The sequence below is a fragment of the Epibacterium sp. MM17-32 genome (genome assembly GCF_022348205.1).
GTDB lineage: Bacteria > Pseudomonadota > Alphaproteobacteria > Rhodobacterales > Rhodobacteraceae > Epibacterium.
Genome location: NZ_JAKRFC010000013.1, coordinates 104,200 through 119,248, shown reverse-complemented (window position 1 = coordinate 119,248; position 15,049 = coordinate 104,200). Strand labels below are relative to the sequence as shown.

17 protein-coding genes are annotated in these 15,049 nt (G+C 59.4%); 9 read left to right on the top strand and 8 right to left on the bottom strand.

What is annotated here, in order from left to right; all coding sequences use genetic code 11:
• Nucleotides 1–78 precede the first annotated feature (78 nt).
• Nucleotides 79–639 (bottom strand): L,D-transpeptidase, encoded by a 561-nt coding sequence (locus MHM88_RS18295; RefSeq protein WP_239367992.1) that lies wholly within the window; start codon nucleotides 637–639, stop codon nucleotides 79–81.
• 155 nt (nucleotides 640–794) lie between these two features.
• On the opposite strand from MHM88_RS18295, the gene MHM88_RS18290 reads away from it, so the two are divergent.
• Together MHM88_RS18290 and MHM88_RS18285 are read left to right on the top strand one after the other, a co-directional pair.
• Nucleotides 795–1,097, top strand: coding sequence for a DUF2933 domain-containing protein (locus MHM88_RS18290; RefSeq protein ID WP_043754567.1), 303 nt, complete (start codon nucleotides 795–797; stop codon nucleotides 1,095–1,097).
• A 283-nt stretch (nucleotides 1,098–1,380) separates the two neighbouring features.
• Nucleotides 1,381–3,510, top strand: coding sequence for a protein-disulfide reductase DsbD (locus MHM88_RS18285; protein ID WP_239367991.1), 2,130 nt, complete (start codon nucleotides 1,381–1,383; stop codon nucleotides 3,508–3,510).
• Between the two features lie 28 nt (nucleotides 3,511–3,538).
• Here the strand turns inward: MHM88_RS18285 and ccmI are convergent, their stop codons facing one another.
• The 7 genes from ccmI to MHM88_RS18250 form a co-directional block, all read right to left on the bottom strand.
• Nucleotides 3,539–4,690, bottom strand: coding sequence for a c-type cytochrome biogenesis protein CcmI (ccmI, locus tag MHM88_RS18280; RefSeq protein ID WP_239367990.1), 1,152 nt, complete (start codon nucleotides 4,688–4,690; stop codon nucleotides 3,539–3,541).
• Nucleotides 4,687–5,160, bottom strand: a complete 474-nt coding sequence (locus MHM88_RS18275; RefSeq protein ID WP_009807484.1) for a cytochrome c-type biogenesis protein — start codon at nucleotides 5,158–5,160, stop codon at nucleotides 4,687–4,689. Before MHM88_RS18275 ends, ccmI begins: the two co-directional genes overlap by 4 nt.
• Nucleotides 5,157–5,723, bottom strand: coding sequence for a DsbE family thiol:disulfide interchange protein (locus tag MHM88_RS18270; RefSeq protein WP_009807483.1), 567 nt, complete (start codon nucleotides 5,721–5,723; stop codon nucleotides 5,157–5,159). The genes MHM88_RS18275 and MHM88_RS18270 overlap by 4 nt, the downstream gene beginning before the upstream one ends.
• An 8-nt stretch (nucleotides 5,724–5,731) precedes the next feature.
• Nucleotides 5,732–7,732 (bottom strand): heme lyase CcmF/NrfE family subunit, encoded by a 2,001-nt coding sequence (locus MHM88_RS18265; protein ID WP_239367988.1) that lies wholly within the window; start codon nucleotides 7,730–7,732, stop codon nucleotides 5,732–5,734.
• Nucleotides 7,733–7,797: 65 nt separating this feature from the next.
• Nucleotides 7,798–8,103, bottom strand: a complete 306-nt coding sequence (locus MHM88_RS18260) for an SHOCT domain-containing protein (protein ID WP_239367986.1) — start codon at nucleotides 8,101–8,103, stop codon at nucleotides 7,798–7,800.
• Nucleotides 8,039–9,505: an ATP-binding protein gene (locus MHM88_RS18255; protein ID WP_017468462.1), complete on the bottom strand. Its 1,467-nt coding sequence runs from the start codon at nucleotides 9,503–9,505 to the stop codon at nucleotides 8,039–8,041. The genes MHM88_RS18260 and MHM88_RS18255 overlap by 65 nt, the downstream gene beginning before the upstream one ends.
• A complete protein-coding gene (locus MHM88_RS18250) occupies nucleotides 9,505–10,227 on the bottom strand; it encodes a response regulator (protein WP_152455322.1) in 723 nt (240 codons plus the stop codon). Before MHM88_RS18250 ends, MHM88_RS18255 begins: the two co-directional genes overlap by 1 nt.
• Before the next feature lie 188 nt (nucleotides 10,228–10,415).
• On the opposite strand from MHM88_RS18250, the gene MHM88_RS18245 reads away from it, so the two are divergent.
• The 7 genes from MHM88_RS18245 to MHM88_RS18215 all read left to right on the top strand — a co-directional run bounded on the left by MHM88_RS18245 (nucleotide 10,416) and on the right by MHM88_RS18215 (nucleotide 15,046).
• Nucleotides 10,416–10,889 (top strand): rhodanese-like domain-containing protein, encoded by a 474-nt coding sequence (locus MHM88_RS18245; RefSeq protein ID WP_008327269.1) that lies wholly within the window; start codon nucleotides 10,416–10,418, stop codon nucleotides 10,887–10,889.
• A gap of 88 nt (nucleotides 10,890–10,977) precedes the next feature.
• A complete protein-coding gene (locus MHM88_RS18240; RefSeq protein WP_012187040.1) occupies nucleotides 10,978–11,415 on the top strand; it encodes an ion channel in 438 nt (145 codons plus the stop codon).
• A 161-nt stretch (nucleotides 11,416–11,576) separates the two neighbouring features.
• Nucleotides 11,577–12,026 carry a DUF6010 family protein gene (locus MHM88_RS18235; protein ID WP_239367984.1) on the top strand — a complete coding sequence of 150 codons (450 nt, stop codon included), beginning with the start codon at nucleotides 11,577–11,579 and terminating at the stop codon, nucleotides 12,024–12,026.
• Between the two features lie 3 nt (nucleotides 12,027–12,029).
• Nucleotides 12,030–12,692 (top strand): TVP38/TMEM64 family protein, encoded by a 663-nt coding sequence (locus MHM88_RS18230; protein ID WP_239367982.1) that lies wholly within the window; start codon nucleotides 12,030–12,032, stop codon nucleotides 12,690–12,692.
• Between the two features lies 1 nt (nucleotide 12,693).
• Complete coding sequence (locus tag MHM88_RS18225) at nucleotides 12,694–13,680, top strand: cation diffusion facilitator family transporter (protein ID WP_012187043.1); 987 nt, start codon at nucleotides 12,694–12,696, stop codon at nucleotides 13,678–13,680.
• Between the two features lie 6 nt (nucleotides 13,681–13,686).
• Nucleotides 13,687–14,679: a sterol desaturase family protein gene (locus MHM88_RS18220; protein ID WP_239367998.1), complete on the top strand. Its 993-nt coding sequence runs from the start codon at nucleotides 13,687–13,689 to the stop codon at nucleotides 14,677–14,679.
• The gene (locus MHM88_RS18215; RefSeq protein ID WP_012187045.1) at nucleotides 14,594–15,046 is read left to right on the top strand and encodes a DUF411 domain-containing protein; all 453 of its coding nucleotides are present in this window, start codon (nucleotides 14,594–14,596) and stop codon (nucleotides 15,044–15,046) included. Before MHM88_RS18220 ends, MHM88_RS18215 begins: the two co-directional genes overlap by 86 nt.
• The last annotated feature ends 3 nt before the right edge of the window (nucleotides 15,047–15,049 follow it).

Sequence of the window (15,049 nt, the reverse complement as noted above, 5' to 3'; positions counted from 1 at the left end):
CCCCCGCCGATAACAAAAACGGCACCAATCAGCGCAGTCAATTTGTCCATGCCTGTATCTTCCGCCTTGCCCGTTGGGTCAGATGAGTTTGACTTGAGTGCCGACAGGTGCCCGCTCGTAGACTTCCTCGATCTGTGCGTTGAACAGGCCGATGCAGCCGTTTGACGACCGGCGGCCGATCTTGCGCGTATCCTGTGTCCCGTGAATACGGTAGTACTGCCACGACAGGTACAGTGCACGAGTACCCAATGGGTTGTCCGGATCACCCCCCTCGATACGTGCCGGCCATTCCGGATTGCGTTCCCGCATGGAGGGCGTTGGCGCCCAGCTGGGGTTTTTGCGTTTTTCCACCACTTCGGTGTAACCGCGTTTGGTGAGTTCGTCGGTCAGCGGAACGGATGTCGGGTAAATCCGCATCTCGCCGTCCGCTGTCCAGTGCTGTAGCGCCATCGTCACGGTGTCTGAGATGATGATCCCTTTGCCGAGCGTGTCGAAATGGTCTTGCCAGTCATGAACTCGGAAAGAAGAAATGTTGCGGCGAATGGTTTCGGCTCGAACCACGCTTGGTGCAACCAAAGCGACAGCCGCATACCCCAACAGGCTTCGTCGATTGATCTTGTTGTTTCGCGATGTCGTCATGACACACTCCTAGCCTACGGTTTGTACATGTCTTTTACGGGAGACCCGGCATCAGGCAACCTGACAAGGCCGCGAGAAGTGTATCCATTTGTATCCTTGACCTTACCCTGCTGGAGGGTCGCAAATGACGCCGGGAACGAGACAAAGAGGGTGTCATGGACCACCACAGCCACAGAAAAAAGCCGATCACGGACAGGCTCATGCATTATGGTATGATGGCGTGTTGCGTCGTCATGCTGCTGCCCGTTGCGGGGTTTTTTCTTGCCGGCGGCACATTGGCGGGCATGTGGGGCAATGCAGCGGCTTTCGCCCCGCTCCTGCTGTGCGTTGGGGCGCATCTCGTGATGCACAAGTTCATGGGAAAATCGTGCCATTCCGACAAGGCAAAGGATACTATCGAGGAAACGACCGAGCCCATAACCTCCGCGATTCCAGTCGTGGTCCGCGACAGGCCGTGATGTGCGCGGGAAGGTACGCGTAGGCGCGTTGCTGTTGTCGGGTTTCATGCTTGGGGGATGTGCAGGAAGTCTTGAATACTGCTCGGATCGCGGCGCTATCGTGTCCACGAAGCAAGCGTCAGACCTTCTGCCGGATGGGTGTCGAACCCTTTCATCTTCTGCGACTGGCGTTGCGCGAATTGTCTGTGCGGACGGTCGTCAGGGTTTTGCCACAGGTGGACTTTGACGCAATTTCCGCCGTCCTGGCGAAATCTGCGGAAAATATGGGAAGGAAGCAGGTATCTTGATCGATTGCCTTTTGATCCTGCGACGGGTTTTGCTTATTCCCTTCGTGCTCCTGGCCGTTGTCTCTGGAAGTGTCGCGGCAGCAACCTCTGCTGAATACCAGAGCGCGCCACTCACCGCGCATCTCATTAGTGTACAGGACGGCGTTCCCGAGAACACACAGACTCTGTCAGCCGGGCTTCACCTTCAACTGAACGAAAACTGGAAGACCTATTGGCGGTCGGCGGGCGAGGTGGGAATACCGCCTTCGGTCGAATGGAGCGGTTCCGAAAACGTCGCAGATGTCGAATTCATGTGGCCCGCCCCGACGCGCTTCACCGCCTTCGGCATCGAAAATTTTGGTTATGCGGGTGAAGTCGTCTTTCCGCTGCGCATAACGCTCAAAGATCCCGGCGCACCTGTGACTCTTTCCGCGCAGGTCAAACTGCTGGTGTGCTCCAATGTCTGTGTCCCGGAAGAGTTTGACCTGTCACTTCGCCTCGGACGGGGCAACGTCATCGACAGCACTTCGGCTGGGCTGATCGGTACGTTTTCCGAGCGCGTCCCCGAAGGGGCCAAGACGAGCGGCGTCAGCGAGGCAAATGCCTTCATCGACGAAGACCTCACGGAGTTGATCGTCAGCCTTCGCGTCGATGAACCACTCCAGTCGCCGGATGTGTTTCCCGAACTGGGTATGGGTGTTGCGCTTGGCAAACCCGATATCCGTTTGGGAGAAGAGGATCGTTTGCTTTGGGCGCGCTTGCCGATCCTCTCGTCGAATACGGATGTGACAGTGGCTCCGTCGATTACCGTCACCGACGGCGAGAACCGGGCCTTCACGATCATCGCGGATCGCGTGGCGCAAGGAATAGCACCACCCTTTGAACTGGCCGCCACGACACCGGACATGATGGAACTGATCTGGATTGCCGCGATCGCGCTGCTGGGCGGATTGATCCTGAATGTGATGCCCTGCGTGCTGCCGGTGCTGTCCATCAAGGTGTCGTCTGTGCTCAAACACACCGATCACGACACAACCCGTGTCCGGTTCGGTTTCGTCGCTGCCAGCGCCGGCATCATGACGTTCATGTGGGGTCTGGCGCTCGTCCTCTGGGCGCTCCAGACGGCAGGCCTCAGCGTCGGGTGGGGATTGCAGTTTCAAAGCCCGCTGTTTCTTGCGGCGATGATCGCTGTCCTGCTCGTCTTTTCGGCAAATCTGTTCGGAGCGTTCGAGTTCGCCCTTCCACACGGCATGCAGACGCGGCTTGCAGGGGCCGGAGGACGCAACGGGTATTCCGCCGACTTTTTCACTGGCATGTTCGGTGCCGTCATGGCGACGCCTTGTTCGGCACCGTTCCTCGGCACCGCGGTGGCCTTTGCTTTGGCCGGGCGTGGCGTGGACATCCTCATCGTCTTTACGAGCCTCGGGCTCGGCCTCGCCCTGCCCTATCTCGTCATCGCCGCGTTCCCGCGTCTGGTCGCATTCATGCCCAAGCCTGGTCGATGGATGCTGATCATCAAAAGCGTCATGGGGGTTTTGTTGCTTGCAACCGCCGTGTGGCTGTTCTGGGTGCTCGACGGTGTCGCCGGGCTTGCGTCTGTCATCGCGGTCGCGGCGTTGTCCGGTCTCGCCGTTCTGATACTATCTCTCCCGAATGTGCAGTCCCAATTCAGGTGGTCTATTGCCATAGCCAGCCTTGTCCTGGCCATTGCCGCAGGTCCTCTCTTGCAGCAATCAGCACCTGCGCGTTCGACGCCGCAGTTGGCAATGGCTTGGATCGCATTTGATCGTTCGGAAATAGCGAAACGCGTGTCCGCAGGAGAGGTCGTTTTTGTCGATGTGACCGCTGACTGGTGTCTGACTTGCAAAGCGAACAAGACACTTATCATCGATCGGGAGCCAGTCCGGAGCGCGCTTGAAGCGCCTGGAGTCACGGCGATGCAGGCAGATTGGACACGCCCGGACACGCGCATTTCCCGCTACCTTGAGAGTTTCGGCAGATACGGCATCCCCTTCAATGTCGTCTACGGACCATCGGCACCGAACGGCATTGTGCTGTCCGAATTGCTAAAAACCGAGGACGTGATGAACGCCTTGGCGCAAGCCAGTGGTCGGGATGTTTCCGCAAAGGTTGCCGGACAGGAGTGACCTGCTCGACCGGGACACCGAGCAGTAGTCAGCCGCCGAGCCGCTCAAGCGCGGCACGGACCGCCGCACGCCGAGGATCACTGGCGGGCTGCTGCTCCAACAGCGCTTCAGCCTTGCGGTAGGCCTCAACGGCGCGATCGGGCTCCTGAAGGACGGTATAGGCATTTGCCAGCCGCATCCAACCATCCAGATCGTCCGGTTCATCCTCAAGACGCTCGGCCAGCCGCGAGACCATCGATCGGATGAACTCCGCGCGATCCGCGTCATTCATCTCCGACGCCGCCGCGACATCTGCGGCACTCGGGCCTGGTTGCGACGTCGGCCCGCTGGGTAGATTGACGACCGGAAGGTCAACTGCCGCTGCAATCCGGTTGATCTGCGCTGCATAGGTCTCCATCCAGGGAACGTAAGCCTCTTCCTGATTCAGTCGTGAAACAAGCAGATCGTAGGCCTTACGCGTCTCTTCTTGCTGAAGGTAATACAGAGACTCGAAGTAGGTTGCCGCAGGATTGGATGGGTCAAGGTCCAAAGCGCGATCAATGGCCAATTTCGCCCGTGGAATAACAACGCCGTCATTGGCAACCGCGACAGCCTCTGCCAGCATGGAGAATGTCGCGGAGGTGGCATCCTCCCGTTCGGCAACGACTTCGAAGGCTTCGACGGCATCGGCTGCTCTGCCCGTGCGCTGATAGGTCTGGCCCAACAGCATCCACCCTTCGCTAGGGCCGCCGGTCGGATCGGATACAAGCCTTTCGCGAAGTTGTATTGCCAGCGCCGTCACTTCATCAGTCTGTGCCCGCTCCTCTGCACGGGCAGCGAAGGCCATTGAAGGAACCTCCGGCGATCCCATCGTCAGATAGTAGCCCGCGGCAATAACCGGCGCGAGGACCGCCGCGACAACGAGAGTGACTCTGCCACCATTACGGGATGATCCGGCTTTTTCTTCCGAATTGCGGGTCGTCGCGAGGATCCGTTTCTTGATCTCGAGTCTGGCTGCTTGAGCTTCCTGTTCAGAAATCAAACCGCGGTCCATGTCTCGTTGGATTTCCCGCATCTGATCGGCGAGGATCGCCGGTACCGCATCCCCTCTGGTGAGAGTGTTCGATTTGGACAGCAGCAGCGGGTAGAGGACAATTCCGATTGCGACCAGCGTCAAAAGAACGAAAATACCCCAGATCATGACGCATCCCCCGCTTCGTTTTGCCTGAGAATTTCGGACACGGTGTTCTCATCCTCCGAGCCCAAGTCTTCAAATGCCTCTTGCTTTCGCCGACTCATCAGTAGCCCGCCACCAACGAAAACCCCGATCAGAACGAAAGCGATCGGAGCGAACCAAAGCGCGTAGGTCGCAGGCTCCAGAGGCGGTTTCAGCAGCACGTAATCCCCGTACCGCGCCCGAATATATTCGATCACCTCCGCGTCGCTGTCTCCAACGACCAGGCGCTCGCGTACGAGCAGACGCAAGTCCCGCGCCACACCCGCGTTCGAACTGTCGATGTCCTGGTTCTGACAGACGACGCATCGTAGATCCTTGGAAATCTCCCGCGCACGCTGTTCCAATACCGGGTCGGTCAGCATTTCGTCCGGTTCCACCGCATTGGCGGCAAAGGGAAGGAGCCCGATGCAAAACGCGAAAATCAACTGTCTCATGAACCTGCTCCATTTGGCAGTGCGCCTGCCTGCTTCAGGGCTTGCGTGAACCGTTCGACGGCGTCCGGACCCACGACCGGCCCGACATAGCGAAACAAAACGGTGCCATCGCTATCGACGATGAAGGTTTCCGGCACGCCCGACAGGCCCCATTCGATCCCGGTCCGGCCCGACAGGTCGGACCCGATCCGCTCGTAGGGATTGCCGAGGTCATTGAGCCACTTCACGGCATCCTCAGGTTTGTCTTTGTAGTTTATTCCGAACAACCGCATGCCGTCTCGTTCGACAAATCTTGTCAACACGGCATGTTCCGCGCGGCAGGGCACGCACCAGGACGCAAAGACATTGACCACGACCGGTCGTTCGTTGCCGACAAGATCGCTTCGGGCCAGGCCGGGTGTCTCCAACCCCGGCACGGGATCGAGGTCGAACGCCGGGGCCGGTTGCGAGATCAGGACGGAAGGGATCTCGTTGGGATCCCGGTCGGGATTGAGCCCCCAGAGAAAAAACCCACCGAATATGACCGCCGCAATAAACGGCAGCCCGGCAATGAGACGTTTCATCTTCTCTCCTACTCGGCAGGAACGGCATTGGTGGCTGGCTGTTTGGCACGGCGCGGCGCCCCGACCCTCAAACGGCGATCCGACAAGGACAAACAGCCACCGATCACCAGCAGGATCGAGCCGATCCAGATCAGGTTGACGAGCGGTTCATAGAGGATCCGAAGGGTCCATGCTCCGGCGTTGTTCACTTGATCGGAGGCTGGCGTTGCAATCGACGTATAGAGATCACCCGCCAATGTGGAGCGGATGGCCGACTCCGTCGTCTGGCTTTCCGCGACCGGGTAATACCGCCGTTCCGGGAAAAGTGTCGTGACCAATTCGCCATCCCGACGCACCACAAGGGTGCCGCGATCCGCGATGTAGTTCGGCCCTTGAACCTTTGCGGCCCCTTCGAAGGTGATGTCGAACCCGGCGATCGTGACTTCGGTCCCGGGGGCGGCAAAGACGATCTCCTCACTCTTCCATCCGGTCGAGCCGATCATCCCCATCATCAACACAGCGACGCCGGCATGGGCAAGCGTCATACCGTGAGAGGCGCGTGGCAGGTTGCGCACGCGTCTCGCGCTCTCTGCAAGGGAAACCTCGAACAGACGGATGCGTAGCGCCCATTCCCGCAGGGTCGCAAAAAGCAGCCACGCTGCGCCGAGGATGGCAAGATAGGCCATGATCGGCCCACCGTTCAGAAGATACCATGCGGCCAAGGCTGCAATGACCGCCAGCACGGCCACGAATTGGATGCGATCGAGCAAACCGGCGATATCAGCCCGCTTCCACGACAGGAATGGACCAAGACCCATGAACACGACCAGTGCCAGCATCATCGGAATGAAGGCCGCATTGAAGAAAGGTGGACCGACCGAGATCTTGTCCCCGGTGACAGCCTCCAGGATCAGTGGATAAAGCGTCCCGAACAGAACGGTTCCCGTAGCGGCGGCCAGAATGAGGTTGTTCACGAGCAGCCCGGCTTCGCGGCTGATCGGGCGAAACAAACCACCCGGCTCCATTTCGGGCGCCCGCCAGGCGTAGAGCGCCAGCGACCCACCGATGGACACGGCCAGCAGACCCAGAATGTAAAGCCCGCGCTCTGGATCGACGGCGAAGGCATGCACGGATGTAAGCAGGCCTGACCGGACGATGAACGTCCCGAGCAGCGAAAGCGAGAAAGTCAGGATGGCAAGTAGGATGGTCCAGCTTTTGAACGCGTCGCGCTTTTCGGTGACGATGGCGGAATGCAGCAGCGCCGTGCCCAGAAGCCAGGGCATGAAGCTCACGTTCTCGACCGGGTCCCAGAACCACCAGCCGCCCCAGCCCAGTTCATAATAGGCCCACCACGATCCAAGAGCGATACCTGCCGTAAGGCTGACCCACGCGGCCAATGTCCACGGGCGGACCCATCTGGCCCAGGCCGGATCGACGCGCCCTTCCAGAAGAGCCGCAACGGCAAAGGAAAACACGATGGAGAAGCCGACATACCCGAAATACAAGAGCGGCGGGTGCATGGCGAGACCCATGTCCTGAAGCAACGGGTTGAGGTCATTGCCGTCGAGCGGCGGCGGAAACACCCGCTCGAAGGGGTTCGACGTCAGCAGCAGGAAGGACAGGAAGCCGACGCTGATCCACGCCTGCACCGACAAGGTGCGCGCCTTGGTCTCGGCGGGGATGTTCGATCCGAACCAGGCGACGCCCGCGCCGAACACCGCGAGGATCAGAATCCAGAGCAGCAGCGAACCCTCATGGCTGCCCCAGGTCCCGGCCACCTTGTAGAGCATCGGCTTGAGCGAATGGGAATTCTCGACGACGTTCCTGACGGTGAAGTCGCTGACGATGAAGGCCTGCATCAGCGCTGCGAAGGCTATGGCCACAAACAGCACTTGTCCTATTGCCGTCGCCTGGGCGGATTTCATCCAGACGGCGTTTCCACGCGACGCACCTGCAATCGGCAGAACGCTTTGAACAAGCGCAAGCGCAAGCGCGAGGGCCAGTGCGAAGTGACCAATTTCCGGGACCATGGCGTTCTTTCCTATCCAGTGTCGGTGGGCGTCGCGTCGGACGGCTTTGGCGTCCGCGGCGGGGTCTATTCGTCGAGCGTTGCTTTGCGGCGACGGAACTCTTCTTCGTCGATTTCCCCATTCGCAAAGCGGCGCCGGAGCGCTTCCTGCGCGTCCGAGTCCGGGGGACGGGTGCCATTGTCCCGCAGCCTGAGCACCAGAAACACGATCAATGCGATCACGGCGCCCCAGAAGGCGAGCATCATGAAGCCGCCCATAAAGCCATAGCCTCCGCCCCACATGTGACCTGTCCAGGAGCCTGGACCATCAGCTCGCGCCATGCTGGCGGGCAAGCTGGCCAGCAACGTTGGAATGAGCGTTTTCAGTTTCATCTGTTTCTCCTTCGATTAGTTCGCTTTCATCCAGTGGGATGGTGACAACAGCGCGCAAACCCGCGCTGTTATGGTTGACCAGCTGGATATCGCCGCCATGGGATTGGACGATTGTCCTCGCGATCGAGAGCCCAAGCCCATAACCGCCCGTTTCCAGAGACCTCGATTGCTCGAGGCGATAGAAGGGATCGAAGACCTTTTCCAACTGGTCGACGGGAATGCCGGGCCCATTGTCATCGATGTTGAGTACGAGGTTCGAACCGTGGGTCGCCCAGCTGACTTTTGCGGCACCACCGTAGCGAACGGCGTTCTCAAGCAGGTTCCTCAGCGCCCTTCGGAACGCGTTGGGTCGAAGCCGCACGGCAACATCATCACTCGGGGCAAAGGTGCAGTGTGCCGCCATATCGCTGCACAAGCTGTCCAGAAAATTGCGCAGATCGACCACTTCGGCACCTTCGGATCCGGTAAGGCCCCGTGCAAAGGTGAGCGTCGCTTCGACCATGCTCTGCATCTCTTCGACCGATGCGATGAGGCTGTCCCGCGTCTCTTCTTCGTCAACCAGCTCCGCGCGGACACGCATAGCAGTCAACGGCGAGCGCAAATCGTGACCAAGCGCTGCGAGCATCCGTGTCCGATCGCTGACAAACCGGGTCAGCCGTCGTTGCATGCGGTTGAAGGCGACGGTCAGATCCTTGACCTCGGTCGGCCCCGCGACGGTCAATTCACCCACATCCTCGCCCCGGCCAAGATGGTCCGCGGCCTTGGAGAGGTGCCGCAAAGGACGCGTCAGGCGCGTCATGACAAACCAGAAGATCGCCACCAGGAGCAGTCCGGCGGAAATTCCAAAGGTCAGCATCGAATAGAAAGGCCATTGGATTGGCGGACGCTCGAACCGCGTTCCGACATTCAGCCAACGCGCTCCCTTAATGGCGATCGACAGGTTCATCTCAACCGCCGTCAACTCTCCGCGCATCATCGCGAGATGCATTTCCGTCATCTCGTCCGAGAGATTGGGAAGGGGCCGCAACGCGCCCTCGACCTCGTGCAGTTCAACGCGAATATCCCGGCTGTAGCTATCGCCCAGAAGCGCGCGTATGCGTCCTTCCACGATGCCGCCATCCGAATGACCGGTGTGTTCCACGCTCGGAACGTCCGACAGATCAAACCGGATCAATGGCGAATTCGCCGCGCGGAGGATCGAGTCCTGCAACTCCGGCGGGGCCTCCTCGATCAACCGCGCGACATTTGCTGCGCGACCGGCGGCCTCGAACCCCAATGCGGCACGAATCGCAAGGGTGCGCTCGTCAGCGAACAGGAACAGGCTGATCGCCTGGGCCACGACAAGTGCCGCGACCACAAGCAGGATCAACTGGCCGCTCAGAGACCTCATCGCACGGCGCATCACGGCGCATCCTCGACATCGGCAGCCAGACAGTATCCGCCGTTCCGCACCGTTTTGATGACACTGGGCCTAAGTACATCCGGCTCGATTTTGCGGCGGAGACGGCTGATCTGATTGTCGATGGTTCGATCCATCGGGGCTGCCGTCCGCCCAGCGGTCAGGTCAAGCAACTGGTCACGGCTGAGCACCATCCTCGCGCGTTCCAGCAGGACCGCCAGCAATTTGAACTCGGAGGTCGTCAATGGGGTCTCGGTGGTGGACTCGTCAATCAGCACCTGCCGGTCGGTATCCAGTATCCAGTGCGCAAAAGAGACTTTCCTCCCAGCGAGGCTTCCGGCCACAGGTTCGTCGCGGTTGCTTCTCCGAAGAACCGACTTGATGCGGGCGAGCAGTTCTCGTGGATTGAACGGCTTGGCGAGATAATCGTCCGCACCGATTTCCAGACCCACGATCCGATCCGTTTCCTCACCAAGCGCCGTCAGCATGATGATCGGAAGATCACCCTCTGGCGCAAGTCTGCGGCAAACCGACAAACCGTCCTCGCCCGGCATCATGACATCGAGCACGAGGAGGTCGAAGTGACCGGTGGCCAGCTTGGCATCCATCTCCACGGCATCCCTGGCGACGGTCGTGCGCATTCCGTTCTTCTCCAGGAAGCGCGCGACGCTTTCGCGTATCTGAGCGTGGTCGTCCACGATAAGGATATGAGGTGGCGGTCCCATGGCGTCCTTCCTAGATCATCGTTGCATTCTGTTTCATGGGCAGAATTGTAGCCGTTTGTATCAGGTCAGTCCCTTGCTACAGATGGATACAAATCTGTGCCTGCACCGTGTCGTGCTCCCGGGTAGCGTCGCGCGTATGTTATGTGACCTTTGGGATCGCAACCGATCAAAGGATGAGGTTTTCGAATATGGCTCTTGATTTGAACCGGCGCCGTTTCGTTCTGGGTGCTCATATGACGGTGCTGACCGTCGCGGCGTCACCGCTGTTGGCGCAGAGCCGATCTGTCTGGTCGGCAGAGAATGCCTTTGACGCGCTTCTATCGGATACGGCGCGGATCATCGATGTCAGAACGCACAAAGAGTGGCAAGAAACCGGCGTAGGTGCTGGTGTATGGCCGATAAGCATGCACGCGTCCGGTTTTCCGGACCGATTGTTCAGGGCCAAGGAACTGAGCGGTGATCGCACTGTTGGACTGATCTGCGCCACTGGCGGACGCTCCGCATCGCTGCTTCGAGCGTTGAGACAAGCTGGTTATTCGGGCTACGCCGATATCTCGGAAGGGATGTTGGGATCAGGCGAAGGGCCTGGCTGGATCGCATCGAACTTGCCGACCGTTCCGGTGGATGTCGCCCTGAACGGGTTGCCCCCCGCGTTGGCCTGACCAGTGAAGAATCAATTGGTCCCGTTGTGCTAAAAGCCTGATGTATGGTCAAATTGACCTGTTTGAACAGGAAGACGGGTTTGGGTGTATGACCGAGTTGATGGCTATGTTTGTCGGAATATGCGCGGCGATCGTGATGGGAATTGTCCATCATTATGCGTTGTCGGGCATTCTGAAGTTTTCCCCGCAGCGGTCGGATGGCTCCGGCTTTCGGATCATCCTGACGTTTTCCGCGTTGCTGTTGCTGCACGTATTGGAACTTGTGACGCTCGCCGTGTTCAACACGATGGTGGTGGCAAGCGTTCTGCCGCAATCGTTCAGCAACAGCCCGCCGATGTTTCAGGATGTTCTCTATGTTACGGGCATCTCGTTCTCGACCCTTGGCTATTCGTCCATAGAGGTGGTCGGGCCCTTTCGACTGTTGCTGATGCTGCAATCGCTTTTGGGCTTCATGTTGCTGACCTGGTCAGCGACGTTTCTTTACTCAGCCTGCCAGCAAGTCTGGCAGAAGGCGAAAGATGACTGAAAATCGCCACGCGCGTCGGACATGAGCTTGGCGTCAGCGTCAAATACGTCCTGATATCGGTCCTTTGACCTCACCGTGGAACGGTTGAGTGAGCGCTGCGTTGCGCGCGTGGATGAATAGCCCTTGACCTTCCAGTTGCTGGAATCCCTAGGTACAAAGCCATGGCACAGATTTTCGAAAAGACAGGCGATCACGTATCGCACCATCGACACGGGGATATCTTGAAATCTCCCGTATGGGTTGGTGTGTTGTTTGTCTTGCTCACAATGCCGGCTCACCTGTTTTTGGATGAAAAGAGCTCGATAGCTCTTGCTTCGATCACGCTTGCTTTGATTGGCGGTGCCTATATCGGCTTTGGCGCCGCGGACGGCAGAGCGCGCGTGTTCTGGGCAGAGCTCGCCGTCGCCCTTTTGTTCGGCTCGGCAGCCTTTTTGGGGCTGATATGGCATTGGGCTTTCCTTCCCTTGGGCTTGGCCCTGCACACCCTTTGGGACATGTCACACCACAATTCTTATCGTCTCGCCCGGATTCCGAACTGGTATATTCCATTCTGCGTGGCCTTTGACCTTTTGGCAGCGACGTTTTTCGTTCTGCTCTATGCCGTGTTTTGATCCATGATGATGCGCATCCTTCTTATTGCGGTGTTCCTGATGGGAGTCGTCGCATTGGCCTTCCCGGACGTCCTTGGCGTTGACATTCGCCTGCCTGATCGCGCGGAAATTGACCGCTGGATCGTGGCGGCAGGTCTTGCCGGACCAATTGTTATCGTGGCGCTTATGACAATCGCTATCGTCGCAAGCCCCCTGCCCTCGGCGCCGATCGCACTCGCCGCCGGAGCGGCTTATGGGCACACGTTCGGGACACTCTTTGTCGTTCTTGGCGCGGAACTCGGTGCGCTTGCCGCTTTTGGTCTGGCCCGCGGTCTCGGTCGTCCCTTCGTTGAGCGTCATCTCGGTCAGAAGATTAACGCAGGCCTGTTCGGATCGCAGAACACTCTGACCTTCTTGGTCTTCGGCAGTCGCCTGCTGCCGTTTCTGTCCTTCGATATGATCAGTTACGCCGCAGGTCTGAGCAAGCTGCATCTTTGGAGGTTCGCGCTGGCCACGATGGCCGGGATTATTCCAGCGAGTTTTTTGCTCGCTCACATGGGCAACCAGGCGATGAACGGAGATGCCCGCACTGCCACATGGACCGCGCTTGCGCTCGGTGGCTTTACCGGCCTGTCGGTTCTCTTCGCCGCGACGCGAAAGACCGGTACACAAGGGGAGGAGAGCTGATATGGCCAGTCATTCTCACGCCGGGCACATGCCGAGTTCCGGCAAGGCCCTTGTGATTTCGGCCTGGCTCACCGGCGTCTACTTCGTGATTGAACTGGCCGTCGGGCTCTGGACTGGCTCGATTGCCGTCCTGTCGGATGCGTTTCACACCCTGTCGGCGGTTGGCGGCGTTCTCGTGGCCATCACCGCGCAGCGGATTGCGCGCCGTCCAGCGGATTCGACGCGCAGTTTCGGATGGTACCGCGCCGAAATCATCGGGGCGCTGGTGAATGGCGGCTTTCTTCTCGGCATGGCGCTTCTGGTGATCTGGATGGGCGCGATGCGGCTCGGAGACCCGATCCACCTGGCCACAGGCCCCATGCTTTGGGTCGCCTTCGGGGGCCTGGTCACGGAAGTGGTCTCTCTGGCGCTGATGTGGCAATCGAGCAAGGACGATCTGAATGCCCGTGGCGCGCTCTGGCACATCATCCAGACCTTTGTCGGCAGCCTCCTGATCATCGTCACCGCCCTTGTGATCGAGTTCACCGGCTTTCTGGCGATTGACCCGATTCTCGGCATGGCGTTCGGGGTGGTTCTCCTCTGGGCCTCTGTGGGCGTAATCAAGGAAGCGGTCCACATTCTCATGGAAGGCACACCCGAGGGAACGGATCTCGACGCTGTAACAGCGGACCTGAACGGGCAGGACGGGGTTCTGGATGTTCACCATGTGCATGCCTGGACGCTGACCAGCGGCAAACACGCGTTTTCCGCCCATATCCGCCATCAGTCACCCGCCGAGGCCGCGGATTTGCTGAACAGGGCCTATCGGCGGCTGACGGAACAGCATGGGTTTCACATGGTCACGCTGCAGCTCGAAACAGAGTGTCTCGACGAGCGCCACGCGCGGGATCTTGATATAGTCCAGATAGCGGCTGCAAAGGCTGCGCAAGAAAAGACTGATGTGCGAGATGCGCATCCGCACCCAAGCCCTAACACAGAAGGGCCGTAGACTGTGATGGACATAATACTAGCCGCAGAGCCGGAGATTCGTCTGACGGCGTTTTTGAGTGTGCTGGCCGCCATGGCGCTTTGGGAACTCGCCGCCCCGCGTCGGCGGCGTGACATTCCGCGTGTCATCCGTTGGTCGAACAACCTGGCACTTGTCGTGATCGATACCGCGATCCTCCGGTTGTCTTTCCCAATCCTGGCCGTCGGTCTGGCGGTCCTGGCCGAGGAGCGGGGCTGGGGCCTGTTCAACATTATCGAGGCTCCTTTCGGGTTGGCTGTGATCCTGTCCATGCTGCTGCTCGATCTGGCGATCTATCTGCAACATGTCATGTTCCACGCCGTCCCGGCCCTGTGGCGCCTGCACCGGATGCACCATGCGGATCTCGACTTCGACGCAACCACTGGATTACGCTTCCATCCGATTGAGATCCTCATCTCGATGGCGATCAAGCTCGCCCTGGTGGCAGCGCTTGGTCCGCCCGCCGTCGCGGTTTTGTTGTTCGAGATCATCCTCAACGCCACTGCCCTCTTCAACCATGCCAACATCAACCTGCCGAGACCGGTCGACCGGTGGCTCAGATGGATCGTCGTCACACCCGACATGCACCGCGTGCATCATTCTGTCGATCCGCGCGAAACCAACTCAAACTACGGCTTCAACCTGCCGTGGTGGGACCGCCTCATGGGTACTTACGTAGCCCAGCCCGCGAAGGGCCACGAGGGAATGACGATCGGTATCGAGCAGTTTCGCACGACGCGCGACCTCTGGGTCGACAGGATGTTGATCCAGCCCCTTCGCTGGCCAGCAAGCGAACACGCCCTGGATACATCCGCCCTCACGCCGACAAGCAGGAACAGCCTCTGGACTCTCGAAAACACAGTTCTAGGGTCTCGGGTAACTCAAAAAGGAACACATGATGAAACGACGTACGTTCTTGCTGGCCGGAGCGGCTGCCACACTCCCCCTGCGAGCACTGGCCAACACGGAACCGGTCATTAAAGTCCTGAAAACCCCCACCTGCGGATGCTGCACCGCTTGGGTCGATCATGTCCGGCAAGCGGGCTTCGCGGTCGAGGCGCAGGACGTCGATCAGGATGCGCTTTATGCGTTCAAAGATCGGCTGCAAATTGCACCGGAACTTGCTGGATGTCACACGGCGGTCGTGGGCGACTATTTTATCGAGGGCCACGTGCCTGCCGCGGACATCACGCGGCTGCTAGCAGAGCAACCGATGGCGCGCGGTTTGACTGTCCCCCGCATGCCGATGAGTTCGCCCGGCATGGGCGGTCCCGGGGCCGGTGACGCTTTTGACACCTTGCTTGTTGGCTCCGACGGCGCGACCTCGGTCTTCGCGAGCCACAGCTGATCA